This is a genomic window from Pseudomonas huaxiensis, assembly GCF_003231275.1.
GTDB classification, from domain to species: domain Bacteria; phylum Pseudomonadota; class Gammaproteobacteria; order Pseudomonadales; family Pseudomonadaceae; genus Aquipseudomonas; species Aquipseudomonas huaxiensis.
In genome coordinates, this window is record NZ_QKVL01000007.1 from 220,406 (window position 1) to 233,529 (window position 13,124).

Genomic DNA, 13,124 nt, shown 5'->3' on the forward strand with positions numbered 1-13,124 from the left:
GGGGTCGGTCTTAAGAAATTTCCTACTTATCGCAAATAGTTTTCACGGCTCAGGAACTAAACCGGTGAATCGCTACTCAGAGGTACTGAATGGCTGGTGAAGCCCTTCAATGCTCCTATGTTGTGTTAAGTGTTGGCAGATATCCGGACCCCGCCCTAGCGGTTCGGAACTTGAACCCCGAACTTCCCCCTCCCCATACGAAGTCCGGGGTTTTTTTTGCCCGGCGTTTGCCGGGCAAAAGCCACCGAAGCCTTATTCTGCGGGCTTGTCAGCCAATTCCATCCAGCGTGCCAGCACCGCGTAGGCCTCTTCCAGGCCCTGGCGTTTCGGCGCCGAAAACAGCTGGATCGTGACGCTGTCGCCCCAACCCTTGCGGATTTCCGACTGCACCTTGAGCAACGTGTTCTTGGCTGCGCCGAAGGTCAGTTTGTCGGCCTTGGTCAGCAGGATGTGCATCGGCATGCCGCTGGCGATCGACCAGTCGAGCATCATCCGGTCGAAGTCCGTCATCGGGTGGCGCACATCCATCATCAGGATGAGGCCCTTCAGGGCTTCGCGGCTGCCCAGGTAGGCTTCCAGGTGGCGCTGCCAATGCTGCTTGAGCGGGATCGGAACCTTTGCATATCCGTAGCCCGGCAGGTCGACCAGACGCCGATCGTCGTCCAGACTGAAGAAGTTCAACAACTGGGTACGCCCCGGTGTTTTCGAGGTGCGGGCCAGGCTGGCGTGGGTCAGGGTGTTGAGGGCGCTGGATTTGCCGGCGTTGGAACGCCCGGCGAAGGCGACTTCGTAACCTGCATCGGGCGGGCATTGATCGACTTTTGCCGCGCTGATGGCGAATTTCGCCGTTTGGCAAAGTCCGAGGATGGGGTTTTTGACTTGCATGGGATGTCCGGTTTGGGTGTTGCCAGAGGCTGGCTCGGCAAGCGGTGTCGTTTCCGTTTCGGTAACGGGAGTATATAATGCCCTAGATTTTGTGTGCGCATTATCCCAGCGTAGGACGATGTGCACGGGGGCCTAGAATTACAGATTGCGCGACAGAACGCAGTGCAACCCCCAACCCTGAAAGGTCGTTCGCATGACGAAATGGCTGCTTGCATTCGGTGTCTTGATACCGTTTTTCAGCGCTCAGGCTACACAGGATCCCGAGGCGTTGTACAACCGCACGTGTGCGGCCTGTCACGCCGGGCAGCTGCCACAGGCACCGAAAGCGGGTGACAGTGCGGCTTGGGAGCCAAGACTGGCGCAGGGTATGGAGATGTTGGTCGGGCATGTAACCCAGGGTTTCAAGGCTATGCCGCCGCGTGGATTGTGCATGGACTGCAGTGCCGAGGACTACCAGGCAATCATCCTCTGGATGAGCCAGTAGGCCCGATACATAACTCTTTCACCCTTAGCCGTAGTTGGATTAGCTGATGAACAAACTACTCGTGAGTCTGCTGTTGACCCTGGGCGTTACAGGCGGCGCCAATGCCGCAGGCACTATCGTTGGCGATGCCGCTGCCGGTCAGAGCAAAACCGCTGTTTGTGGCGCTTGTCACAATCCGGACGGCAACAGCCTGGCACCGAACTTTCCGAAGCTCGCAGGCCAGGGTGACAAATACCTGCTGAAGCAACTCAACGACATCAAGGGAGGCAAGCGCACCGTTCTGGAAATGACCGGTATGCTCACCGCCTTCTCCGATCAGGACCTGGCCGACATCGCCGCCTACTTCTCCAGCCAGAAAGGCAGCGTGGGTGCCGCCGATCCGAAACTGGTCAAGCGTGGCGAAGAGCTGTTCCGCGGCGGTGACCTGAGCAAGGGCCTGCCGGCCTGCACCGGTTGCCACTCGCCGAATGGCGCGGGTATTGCCGCTGCCGGCTTCCCGCACCTGGGCGGCCAGCACGCCAGCTACGTGGCCAAGCAGCTGACCGCGTTCCGCGAAGGCGAGCGCACCAACGACGGCGACGCGATGGCCATGCGCTCGATCGCTGCCAAACTGAGCAACAAGGACATCGAAGCGCTGTCCAGCTACATCCAGGGTCTGCACTGATCCGGGGACGCACCTTAACGCTGGGTTAATGGTGCGTCACGAACATGAAAAGGGCGGCTTCGGCCGCCCTTTTTTCGTTCCACTGCCGTTACACTTACGAACTCGCACCCGCCTTGGCCTGTCAGAAGATAGGTCGTTTCAGGGCGACCCATGACTGCTCAGGAGTAAAGCATGCGTAAACTGATTCTCAGCGCCGCGTTGGTGGCTGCCAGCGCTTTCGGTATGACTGCACAGGCTGCCGAGCCAATCGAGGCGGGCAAGCAATATATCGAGCTGAGCAACCCGGTGCCGGTGTCCGCGCCTGGCAAGATCGAGGTCGTTGAGTTGTTCTGGTATGGCTGCCCGCACTGCTACGCGTTCGAGCCGACCATCAATCCATGGGCTGAAAAACTCCCGGCCGACGTCAACTTCAAACGCATTCCAGCCATGTTCGGCGGCCCTTGGGACGCCCACGGCCAGATGTTCCTGACCCTCGAAGCGATGGGCGTGGAACACAAGGTTCATGCTGCCGTCTTCGATGCCATCCAGAACCAGCATAAGCGCCTGACCAAGCCAGACGAAATGGCCGACTTCCTGGCGACCCAGGGTGTCGACAAGGACAAGTTCCTCGCCACCTTCAACTCCTTCGCGATCAAAGGCCAGATCAACCAGGCCAAGGAACTGGCGAAGAAGTATGAAATCACCGGCGTTCCAAGCCTGGTGGTCAACGGCAAATACCGCTTCGACCTGGGCACTGCCGGCGGTCCTGAAGGCGTGCTGAACGTTGCCGATCAACTGATCGCCAAGGAGCGTGCCGCCAAGTAAGCGGCGATCACCATGAGACGTTGGAGAAGCGAGCGGACTGCCGGCCTGTGTGATCCACGGGTCAATGAAAAGCATCTGGTGGAGAACAGTCTCCCGGAAGACGGTCGTCTGCGCCTGCTCAGCTTCAACATCCAGGTCGGCATCAGCACCGAGCGCTACCGGCACTACCTGACCCGCGGCTGGCAACACCTGCTGCCGCACACCGGGCGTGCCGGCAACCTGCAGAAGATCGGCGACCTGCTCAGTGACTTCGACCTGGTGGCCTTGCAGGAAGCCGATGGTGGCAGCCTGCGCTCGGGCTACGTCAATCAGGTCGAACACCTTGCCCACCTCGGCGCGTTTCCCTACTGGTACCAGCAGCTCAACCGCAACCTCGGGCGTTTCGCCCAGCACAGCAATGGCGTGCTCAGCCGGCTGAAGCCTCAGTTGCTGGAAGATCACCCGTTGCCAGGCCCCGCTGGGCGCGGAGCGATCCTGGTGCGCTTTGGCGAAGGTGAAGATGCGTTGGTCGTGGTGATGATGCACCTGGCTCTCGGTTCCAAGACCCGGGCGCGGCAACTGGCCTATATCCGTGAGCTGATCAGTGGTTATCGCCATCAGGTGCTGATGGGCGACATGAACACCCACGCCACTGACCTGCTGCAACACTCGCCGCTGCGTGACCTCGGGCTGATTGCCCCGCAGGTCGAGGCGACCTTCCCCAGTTGGCGCCCGCAGCGCTGCCTGGACCATATCCTGCTCAGTCCGACCCTGACCCTGGAACGGGTCGAAGTGCTATCTCAGCCAATTTCCGATCATTTGCCGGTGGCCGTTGAGATTCGTTTGCCTGATGCACTGACTGTGGATACGCTTCCGGTTTTGCGTTAGTCCCCCCTTTGCGGACCCAGGCATGACCGACGAAGCCCAGCGCTGGAAAGAGAAGTACCTCAAGAGTATCGAGCAGCAGGAAAAGCTGGAGCGCCGTTGGGAGGCCCGTCTCGACTTGCTTCGCCGTGGCCTCGTGCGCAGCACCCTCGCGGCTGAAGGCAGTGACCGTGTGGTGGACGAGTGCATGAAGGAAATGCGCGACGTTATCCGCACCGACAACATGGACGCCGCCCTCTCCGGCCTGATCCCGCGCCTGGAAAAGGCCGTGCTCGACTCCGAGCAGCGCCGCGCCACCCGGGTTTCCCAGGTCAGCAGCGCGCTCACCGCGCTGGTCAACCAGTTGCAGTCGCTGTCGCTGCCCAGCGATGTCCGCCGTCCGCTGAAGAAATTCGCCAAGCAGGTGGAAGCCCGCGCCAGCCAGTCCCGCGAGGTGCCGTTGCTCCTCGGTGAGCTGAGCAAGCTGCAAGGCCAGGCGCTGGAATTGCTGAACAATCCTGAGGAGCACAAGCAGCCGGGCTTGTTGCAGCGCCTGTTCGGTGGCCGCGATGCCGAGGCCGAACCGGATGTCGCTCCGACCCTCGCCGATGAGCGCGCTGTCGAAGCCGCGCACCCGCCAGCGCGGAAGATCGAAGAGGCGCCGTTGGCGGATGTCGATGAGCTGAGGCCGCTCCCGGTTACCGCTGAGGTGACGGAGCACCACGCCCCGACACCAGCGCCGCAACCTGCACCTGTCGAAGCGCCGCCACCAGCCGCTGAGATCGAGACGTCCGCCGAGCCTGTCGCCGCCGCCGAACCTGCCGAGGTCACTCCGGCCGCCGAAGCGCCGGCCGAGGATCAGCGGCAGGCACCTGCCGAGCCCGTCGAAAGCCCGGAAGCGGAAAGTCCCACGGGCGAGACCCCGGAAACGACCGAAGAGCCTGCTCAGGAACCTACCCCTGAGGAGCTTTTCTATTCGCTCCCCGATGGCACCGAGCCGACCTACAGTTCAGTCGCCACGCACATCGAAGAAACCCTGCTCGGCCTGCTCGACGACCTGACGCTGCCCGAGCGTCATCGACCGCAGGCGCAGTCCGTACGCGATCGCCTGGAGCACGGGCTGAACTGGTACGAGCTGCTCCCGGTGCTGGACGATCTGGCCGTCTTGATGCTGGCCATCACCGACAGTGGTCAGCACGAATTCGAGGCGTACCTGCAACAGCTCAACGAGCGCCTGGAGTCATTCCAGAGCCATCTGCAGGAAGCCAGCGAAGGGCATGCCGACAACCAGACCGCCGAACGCGACCTGAACAGCCAGCTGCGCGAACAGGTCGACGGCCTGCAAACCAGCGTGCAGGGTGCCGCGGACGTCGATAGCCTCAAGCACATCCTGGAAAACCGCCTGGAAGGGCTGCTCGGCACCATGGACGAGCACCAGAACGAGCGCGACAAACGCGAACAGGAAATGTCCACCCGCCTCAAGGGCCTGGCCGAGCGTGTCGCGCACATGGAGCAGGAAGCCCAAGGCTACCGCGAACACCTCGAAGAGCAGCGGCAGAAAGCCTTGATCGATCCGCTGACCGGCCTGCCGAACCGCGCGGCGTGGTCCGAGCGGCTGGACCTGGAAGTCGCCGACTGGCAGGAAAAAGGCGGTCACCTGCTGATGGCCATTCTCGACCTCGATCATTTCAAGCGCATCAACGACAACTACGGCCACCTGGCGGGCGACAAGGTGCTGAAGATCGTCGCCAACGAACTGCGCAAGCGCCTGCGCACCCGCGACTTCATCGCCCGCTTTGGTGGCGAGGAGTTCGTCCTGCTGGTTCCGCAGACCGGCATCGCCGGTGGTCTACAGTTGGCGGAGAGCCTGCGCGCGGCGGTGGAAGCCTGTCCGTTCCACTTCAAGGGCGAGCGGGTCACCATCACCCTGTCGGTGGGCATCACCGCATTCCGCTCCGGTGAGCGCAGCGATGTGGTGCTCAAGCGGGCCGACGAAGCGCTCTACCGGGCCAAACACCAAGGTCGCAACCGCGTCGAACAGGGGTGAGCGGCCTTCAGTGAGGTACGTTATGCTATTGCATTACAGACTTCCCAGGCGTCGCCCCTTTTTCATGAAAGCGTTTTTCTCCCTCCTCCTGCTGGCCGTGCTGGCAGGTTGCAGCAGCGGCCCGCAACTGCGCATCGATCGCAGCCATGTCTCGGCCAACCAGGACGGCCGTATCCAGTTCGTCGTGCTGCATTACACCAACGCCTCCCTCGAACGCTCGTTGGCGCTGCTGACCCATGGTGAAGTCAGTAGCCATTACCTGATCGGTGATGATCGCGACGCCACCATCTATCAACTGGTGGATGAAAGCCGCCGCGCCTGGCATGCCGGTGACAGCCAGTGGGAAGGCCGAACCTGGCTCAATTCCACGTCCATCGGTATCGAAATCGTCAATCCGGGCTTCACCGACACGCCAACCGGTCGCGTCTGGCACCCGTACAGCGAGGCTCAGGTCCAGTCGCTGATCGTCCTGCTGAAGGACATTGTTCAGCGCAATAACATTCAGCCGCAGCACATCATCGGCCACAGTGATATCGCCCCGCTGCGCAAGCTCGACCCCGGCCCGCTGTTCCCCTGGAAACGCCTGGCGGATGCCGGTCTGGGCATCTGGCCCGACGCGCGGGCGGTGGCGCAGGTGCAGGCGCGCTTCGCGGTCAATCCGCCCAGCGTGACCTGGTACCAGCAGCAACTGGCACGCTTCGGCTATGCGATCGAGCAGAGCGGCGAGCTGGATGTCGCTACCCGCCATGTGCTGGCGGCCTTCCAGATGCGCTTCCGTGCGCAGCGTTTCGACGGCCAGCCTGATGCACAGACGGCGGCGATCCTGCAGGTGCTCAACAACGCCCGCTGATGAGGTCCTGAACGTCGCCGCCCAACGGGCGCGCTGAGTCGTCCTCCTGTTGCTATACCTCTAGGTACTCGACGGGATATTTTTGATGTCATCTGCCCTCCTGATGTTGCGCGGCCTGCTCTATCGTCCCTGGCTTCTGGCCGCGCTTGCGGCCTCGGCGAGTGCGATCCTGTTGCTGCTGGCCAGCCTCGGCGTGGCGATGCACCAGTTGCAGGTCAACGAAAGCGAGCAGATGAATGCCCGCGGCGAGCGCTTCCTCGATCGGCTGGAGCAGATCTTCGGGCAATTGCGCGAAGGCGTCGATGAACTCCAGGCGCAGCCGGCCCGCGGTTGCGACGGCAACATGCTCGCGGCCTTGCAGCAGGTGGCCTTCAATAATCGCTTTGTCTTCGAGGCGGCCTACGTGGACGGCCAGCAGACCTGCTCCAACCGCCTTGGCGATCGCACCTTCGAATCCCTGCCGCCGCCCGATATCCAGGGCCCGACCTACAGCTACTGGCTCAACACCAGCACCGAACCCGATGACAATCGCGCAGCACTGGTGCTGGGGCGCGGGCCGTTTCGTGTGTCGACCTCCCGCGGTCACCTCACCGATGTGGTCGACCTGCCCGCCGGCGGCAGCCTGCTGGTGGTGCTCGACCGCGGCGCCCGTGCGGTGCCGGTACTGGGCCCGGTGCAGCCATGGCCGCCGGCCGGCGACGTCTGGCCACCGGTGTCCAAGGAGGCGCTGGTGGAACTACCGGACCGCCTGGTTTATCGCATGCCGACCAAGTCGCCGGATTACCAACTGGTGCTGATCGCCCCGCGTGCCAGCCTGCCCTTGAAGATGAACGGTGTGCTCTGGCTGCTGTTCCCTGGCAGCCTGCTGTTGGCCTGGTGCATCGGCTGGGCGGTGCTGCAACTGGTGCGGCAGAGCCGCTCCATGAGTTCGGAACTGCAAGGCGCATTGCGCCGGGGTGAATTGCAGGTGCTCTACCAGCCGATCTTCGAGCTCACCAGCCGCAACTGCGTGGGCGCCGAGGCGCTGGTGCGCTGGCGTCGTCCGGACGGCTCGCTGACCAGCCCCGACCTGTTCATCCCGCTGGCCGAGAACACCGGCCAGATTCGCCAGATCACCGACTTCGTCCTGCAACGGGTGTTCGACCAGTTGGCCCAGCTCCTGCGCGCCAATCCGAAGTTGTACATCTCGGTCAACCTTGCCGCATGCGACGTGATGGTGCCGCGCATCGGCCGGGTGGCGGCGCGACTGCTGGCCATGCACCATGTGGCGGCGAGCCAGATTGCATTCGAGGTGACCGAGCGTGGGCTGATCGACGTGGTGGTGGCCCGGGACAACCTCCAGGCGCTACGGGCGGTGGGCCATCAAGTGCTGATCGACGATTTTGGCACCGGCTATTGCAGCCTCGCCTATTTGCAGACCCTGCCGGTGGATTGCCTGAAGATCGACAAGGCGTTCGTCGACGCCCTGGGCCATGACGCCGCCAGCAGTGGCGTCGCTCCGCACATCATTCGTATGGCTCACGCCCTGCAACTGCGCGTGATTGCCGAGGGCATCGAATACGAAGACCAGGCGCTGCTGCTCAACAGCGAGGGCGTGAATTATGGCCAGGGCTGGCTGTTCGCCCATCCGCTGAGCGCGCGCCAGTTCGTCGAGCTGATCACCCGCGGGCGTCGCCTGGGGCCACGGCGCATCGATGACGAAGCCTGAAACGCCTCAGACCGGCAGCGCCATGTAGAACTGGGTGCCCTGCTCCGGCCGCGAGTAGACCCCCATGCGCCCGCCATGCAACTGAACGATCTCCTTGCACAGCGCCAGGCCGAGGCCGGCGCCGCCTTTCTTGCGTCCGACCTGGACGAAGGGCTCGAAGATCCTGCCTTGCTGGCTGTAGGCAATACCCTCGCCGTTATCTTCAACGCTGACGATCACCCGCTCGCCATGCCGTCGTGCCTGCAGGCGGATGCGCCCGCCTGACGGGGTGTGGCGAATGGCGTTATCCAGCAGGTTGTCCAGCACCCGGTCGAGCTGGGCAATGTCGGCCTGGATCCGCGGCAGCGGGTTGCCTAGCTCCAGTTGCAGGTCGATCTGTCTGGCCTCCGCCGCACTGGCGTAACGCGCCCGCGCCCGTTCCAGCAACTCATCGAGGGGACAGAGGCTGCGCTCCAGCTTCTGCTGGCCGCTCTGGTAGCGGGAGAAATTCAGCAGGTCGTTGATCAGTTGGGTCAGGCGCTGCATTTCTTCGCCAATGGTGTCGAACAGGTCGCTCTCGCGGGACTGCTCCGGAAACTTGACCCGCTCGCGCAGCAGGCCGAACGCCATGTGCATGCCGGTTACCGGTGTGCGCAGCTCGTGGGAGGCGCGCAGCACGAACTCGCTGCGGACCCGCTCGAATGCGCGCTGCTCCGTCACATCGTGAAGCACCATCACCGCACCGAGGATCTGCCCGTCCGCGCGGCAGACCGGCGTCAGGCTGTAGGTCAGCACGCGGTTTTCCTTGTCGATCTCCAGGTGCAGGTCTTCCGGTACGCGCTCCAGGTTGCCGCCGCGCAGCACCAGATGCAGTTGCTGGTCCAGCTCCGGGCGCTGCATGGCCTCGCCAAGGCGGCTGCCGGTGCGGGAGTCGTCCCAGCCCAGTTGGCGCTGGGCTACGGGGTTGAGGTGCTCCAGGCGGCCTTGGCGGTCGATGATCAGCAGACCGTCGTCGATGCTGTCGAGCACGGCTTGCAAGCGCTGCTGGCCGGCGAGCAATTCATCGACGTTGGTTGCCTGATGCTGGCGCAGCGCCTCGGCCATCAGGCCGAAGCGCCGTGCTAGCTGGTTGATTTCCAGCGCCGAGGTCACCGGCAGGGTCACCTCGAAGTCACCGCGTCCGACCTGATCGGCGGCGGTAGCCAGCGCCTCGATCGGCTGGCCGAAGCGACGGGCGATGCCGTGCGCGGTGAGAAAGCCGAGCCCGAGCACGGCGAGGCCAACGAAGCCCAGCACACCAGACATCAGTACGGCTTTTTCCCGCGAGATTTTTTCCGCCCCGCGAATCTGCTCGACGGCCTGTTTGTGGGATTCGATCAGGCTGCTGCGCAAGGCGCTGAAGGCCTGGCCCAGCGGTTGATCGACGCTCAGGTTGCGCGCCGGGGCCGAGGTGGCCCGCAGTTCGCGGAGGAAATGCTGGAACTCATTGTTGGCCCGGGTGAAGTCATCGAAGCCATCGGCCTTCTGTTCGTGACCCAGGCCCTCATCAAGCAACTGCTGGAATTCGCCCTGCAGCTGGCTCAGCGCCGCCGCATCGCCGTTTTCGTCGAGAATCTGCGTCAGTTGTGCGCTGAGGTTCTGCCGCATCTTCAAACCCATGTCGAGGACGTAGGTGTTGTTGCGGATCATCGCTTCCTGCGAGCTGGCCATCTGCTGAACGCTGACCAGACTCAGCAGCAGACCGAGCAGGGACACGGTGATCAGCGCCGAAATGCTGAGAAACAGCCGTGTCCGCAGCTTCATCGTCCATTTCATAAGTTGTACTGCTTGCGCTTGCGGTACAGCGTCGAAGCGTCGATCCCCAGGGTCTTGGCGGCTTGATCGAGGGTGTCGCTGGTGGCCAGTACCGCGCCGATATGTGCGCGCTCCAGCTCGTCCAGGCTGAGCGCGGCACCGATGCGCGGTGCGTTGCTGGCCGGTTGTTCGGCCATGCCGAGGTGAACGATTTCAACCTTTTCCTGTGGGCAGATGATGCTCGCCCGCTCAATCACGTTGCGCAGCTCGCGAATGTTGCCCGGCCAGCGGTAATTGAGCAGCGCGGCTCGCGCTTCCTCGCTGAAGGCCCGCGCCGGTCGCGAGTATTCCTTGACGAAGCGGGCGAGGAAACGATCGGCCAGGGTCAGCACGTCCTCGCTACGCTCGCGCAACGGCGGCAGGTGCAGGGTGATGACGTTGAGGCGATAGAGCAGGTCTTCGCGGAAGCGGCCTTCGCGGACCATGTCTTCAAGGTTGAGGTTGGTCGCGGCGAGGATGCGCACATCGGCGCGACGGGTTACCGGGTCGCCGACCCGCTCGTATTCCTTGTCCTGGATGAAGCGCAGCAGTTTGGGCTGCAGGGCCAGGGGGAAGTCGCCGATCTCATCGAGAAACAGCGTGCCGCCATCGGCCTGGTTAACCCGGCCCAGGGTGCTTTCGCTGGCGCCGGTGAAGGCGCCGCGGCTATGGCCGAACAGTTCGCTTTCCATCAGTTCGGCAGTCAGGGACGGGCAGTTGATGGTGACGCAGGCCTTGCGCGCCCGCTTGCTCCAGCCGTGGATGGCCCGCGCCAGTTCGCCCTTGCCGGTGCCGGACTCGCCGAGGATAAGAATGTTGGCATCGGTGGTCGCCACCTGCCGGGCAGTCTCCAGTACCACCATCATGGCCGGGCTGTGGGAGTCGAGGCCGTCCTTGGGTTTGCGGATCTCGCCTTCGAGGGCTTCAAGACGGGCCGAAAGCTGACGCACTTCCAGTTGCTTGGCGGTGGCCAGGCGCAGCTGATCGGGACTGCAGGGCTTGACCAGATAATCGGCGGCGCCGGCCTGGATGGCGTCCACGGCGGTATCCACCGCCGAATGGGCAGTGACGATCACCACGCGCATCCAGGGGGCCTGGATGCGCATCTGCGCGAGGACGTCGAGGCCGTTGTCCTCGCCCAGGCGCAGGTCGAGGAAGCACAGGTCGAACACCTGTCGCTGCAGCAGGGTTTCGGCCTGCGCCGCGCTGTTGGCGGTGGCGACGGTATAGCCCTCGTCCTCCAGGCAATAGCGGAAGGTACGCAAAATGGCGGACTCGTCGTCCACCAGCAGAATGCGGCCTTGAGGGTCCGGGGCTGACTCCATTTTCCATGCGCTCCTAGGAATTATCTTGGTTAGTGTCGGAAAAATCGGGCAAGTTGCATGGTCGATTCTGATTCATTCCTTTCTTTGCATGCTAGCTCTCTCCTTGCCGACCTAAATTTCAGAAAATTCTCACGAAAAATAGTCTCTGACCATGCAAAACGCACGACGCCGCGAGGGCGCATCGTGCAGGATGCTTTCCTGATGCTATTCAGTCTGTTTGTAAGTATCTGATTTATAAGGAAAATATTATTAGATGTGGGCTGGCATGCACGCTGCAATGACCCTTCCAGGTCATAACAAGATGCAGCAAGAGGAGCCCGGCATGAACCGCACACCCGCCGCCTTGGTGCTTATATCCCCCTTACATCTGCGCCAGCTGTTGTTTCTCTCGCTGGCGCTGCTGATGACACTGATTGCCGGCCAGCTCTATAACGCCTGGCAGGTCAAGCAGGTCGACAGCCAACTCGCTGCCCAGGTCGTGCGCCTGCATGAAAGCCGCGCCGTACCCCTGCAAACCGCTCCGCTGATGCGCTCCAAAGCGCTGCCAGCTGCCACCGCCGCCGCCCATGTTCCGCAAGAACGCTGGGTGTTCTGACGGCGAACGGCCAAGGACCCTTTCCTAAACAGAAGGAGAATCACCATGTTGAGTTGGGCCATTACCTTCCTGATCATCGCCATTGTCGCCGCCGTCCTGGGCTTCGGTGGTATCGCCGGCGCCGCTACCGGTATCGCGAAGATCCTCTTCATTATCTTCCTGGTGCTGTTCGTGGCTTCCTTCTTCTTCGGACGTCGCGGTCGAGGCTGAACCAATGAAAGGCGTGATACGCAACGCCCTGGCCGCCGCCCTGTTACTGGGCGGCTGCACGGCGGCAATGGCGGCCAATGACGGCCAGGTCCGGGCGACCGACATCCTCGGCTCGGACCCCGAGTATCGGGAAACCTGGCAAGACATGGTCAAGAAAGAGGAGCGGTTGCCCGAGTGGGTGCTCAATCTCAGCGGTGTTTCCGAGCAGCAGATGTCAGCAGTCGAGGAAGACGGCGACAAGTACCTGGTCGGGCCGTTGTGTGAAAGCGAAGGCAAATGCCTGAACAAGCGCCTGATCGTGGCCTTCCGTTGGGATAAGGAAAAAGCCTACGGAATGCTGGTCGAAGTGCCGGAGGGGCTGCCGAGTGACAAGTCACCGACCCGCCACGCCGATTATCGCTGGCTGGGCGACCCCGATCCGGGCATGCAGGCCATGCTCAAGGAACAACTCAAGCGTGATCCGAACTGGTACTGAAGCGCCGCCGGGTGCCTCGGTACAAAGACAGAAGCTGAACCTTTCCACCGTTCAAGCTTCTATGTTGCGCCCACTCGAGGAGAGTCGGCGCATGACCAAGGGGCCGGGCTGCTCTGATTGCTACAGGATCGGAGGGGCCTAGGGGTACAAGGAGTGCCTCCGTCGAGGGCCGGGTCAGGAAGCAACGCCGGGAGTGGTCTGTCAGGGTGTTCTGGAAATAGGGATGCCTTCGACGGACTCTCCCGGCCGTATACATTCCGGCAGCCCTTTTCTTTCCGTTAGATGGCAAATCCGCCACCCACTCGTCTGTCTGGCAAAAATAATTTCGGCTTTTTCCTACATGCAATGATGGGTTTTATACCCATTCGGATTGTCGAACACGTGCCGTGGCTGCCAGTGAATTACCCTCCGAATCTGCCGAA

The 13,124-nt window shown here is 62.5% G+C and carries 13 protein-coding genes; 10 read left to right on the forward strand and 3 right to left on the reverse strand.

Going from position 1 to position 13,124, the window contains the following annotated elements; translation table 11 throughout:
* Positions 1–252 precede the first annotated feature (252 nt).
* Positions 253–885 (reverse strand): ribosome biogenesis GTP-binding protein YihA/YsxC, encoded by a 633-nt coding sequence (gene yihA / locus DM374_RS11520; protein WP_110969917.1) that lies wholly within the window; start codon positions 883–885, stop codon positions 253–255.
* A 193-nt stretch (positions 886–1,078) separates the two neighbouring features.
* Between yihA and DM374_RS11525 the strand changes: the two genes are divergently transcribed.
* The 7 genes from DM374_RS11525 to DM374_RS11555 all read left to right on the forward strand — a co-directional run bounded on the left by DM374_RS11525 (position 1,079) and on the right by DM374_RS11555 (position 8,285).
* Complete coding sequence (locus DM374_RS11525) at positions 1,079–1,369, forward strand: c-type cytochrome (protein WP_110969918.1); 291 nt, start codon at positions 1,079–1,081, stop codon at positions 1,367–1,369.
* Between the two features lie 46 nt (positions 1,370–1,415).
* Positions 1,416–2,033 (forward strand): c-type cytochrome, encoded by a 618-nt coding sequence (locus tag DM374_RS11530; RefSeq protein WP_110969919.1) that lies wholly within the window; start codon positions 1,416–1,418, stop codon positions 2,031–2,033.
* A gap of 171 nt (positions 2,034–2,204) precedes the next feature.
* Positions 2,205–2,837 carry a thiol:disulfide interchange protein DsbA gene (gene dsbA / locus DM374_RS11535; protein ID WP_110969920.1) on the forward strand — a complete coding sequence of 211 codons (633 nt, stop codon included), beginning with the start codon at positions 2,205–2,207 and terminating at the stop codon, positions 2,835–2,837.
* Positions 2,838–2,849: 12 nt separating this feature from the next.
* A complete protein-coding gene (locus DM374_RS11540; protein ID WP_110969921.1) occupies positions 2,850–3,704 on the forward strand; it encodes an endonuclease/exonuclease/phosphatase family protein in 855 nt (284 codons plus the stop codon).
* Between the two features lie 22 nt (positions 3,705–3,726).
* On the forward strand, positions 3,727–5,727 hold the full coding sequence (locus DM374_RS11545; RefSeq protein WP_110969922.1) for a GGDEF domain-containing protein: 2,001 nt from the start codon (positions 3,727–3,729) through the stop codon (positions 5,725–5,727).
* A gap of 64 nt (positions 5,728–5,791) precedes the next feature.
* Positions 5,792–6,577, forward strand: a complete 786-nt coding sequence (locus DM374_RS11550) for an N-acetylmuramoyl-L-alanine amidase (protein ID WP_110969923.1) — start codon at positions 5,792–5,794, stop codon at positions 6,575–6,577.
* 85 nt (positions 6,578–6,662) lie between these two features.
* Positions 6,663–8,285: an EAL domain-containing protein gene (locus DM374_RS11555; RefSeq protein ID WP_110969924.1), complete on the forward strand. Its 1,623-nt coding sequence runs from the start codon at positions 6,663–6,665 to the stop codon at positions 8,283–8,285.
* 6 nt (positions 8,286–8,291) lie between these two features.
* On the opposite strand, the gene DM374_RS11560 is transcribed toward DM374_RS11555, so the two are convergent.
* Entirely contained in the window at positions 8,292–10,079 is a 1,788-nt protein-coding gene (locus tag DM374_RS11560) for an ATP-binding protein (RefSeq protein WP_110969925.1), read from the reverse strand.
* A complete protein-coding gene (algB, locus tag DM374_RS11565; protein WP_095159036.1) occupies positions 10,076–11,422 on the reverse strand; it encodes a sigma-54-dependent response regulator transcription factor AlgB in 1,347 nt (448 codons plus the stop codon). Before algB ends, DM374_RS11560 begins: the two co-directional genes overlap by 4 nt.
* Positions 11,423–11,744: 322 nt before the next feature.
* Here algB and DM374_RS11570 point away from each other — a divergent pair, with 322 nt between their 5' ends.
* The 3 genes from DM374_RS11570 to DM374_RS11580 are packed head-to-tail and all read left to right on the forward strand — an operon-like array spanning position 11,745 to position 12,702.
* A complete protein-coding gene (locus DM374_RS11570) occupies positions 11,745–12,017 on the forward strand; it encodes a hypothetical protein (protein ID WP_110969926.1) in 273 nt (90 codons plus the stop codon).
* Between the two features lie 45 nt (positions 12,018–12,062).
* Positions 12,063–12,227 carry a DUF1328 domain-containing protein gene (locus DM374_RS11575; protein ID WP_042127667.1) on the forward strand — a complete coding sequence of 55 codons (165 nt, stop codon included), beginning with the start codon at positions 12,063–12,065 and terminating at the stop codon, positions 12,225–12,227.
* A gap of 4 nt (positions 12,228–12,231) precedes the next feature.
* Positions 12,232–12,702, forward strand: a complete 471-nt coding sequence (locus DM374_RS11580; RefSeq protein ID WP_110969927.1) for an inhibitor of vertebrate lysozyme family protein — start codon at positions 12,232–12,234, stop codon at positions 12,700–12,702.
* Positions 12,703–13,124 lie beyond the last annotated feature (422 nt).